This is a genomic window from Peribacillus sp. SIMBA_075 (assembly GCF_046534585.1).
Window position 1 is genome coordinate 1 of record NZ_JAWRYN010001384.1, and the last position, 244, is coordinate 244.

1 pseudogene is annotated in these 244 nt (G+C 32.4%); it reads left to right on the top strand.

The annotated features are described in order from the left end of the window. A pseudogene (locus SB775_RS32875) lies at positions 1–244 on the top strand (ParM/StbA family protein); the annotation flags it as partial.

Genomic DNA, 244 nt, shown 5'->3' on the forward strand with positions numbered 1-244 from the left:
CCCGTTACTTATTTTGGTAGTCAGCATGAGCAATTACAAAATGTCTTAAAAAAAGAAACTTCCGTACAAATTGATGGGAAATTTATTAATATTACGGTGGAAAATGTTTTGATTCTTCAGCAACCGGTTGCTTTACATGCCTATTTCTTAAAAGAGGGAATCATTCAGGAACAAGATCGTATCTTAATTATTGATGGTGGATTTCGTACATTAGAAATGACAGATATGAAACAGAATGTCATTT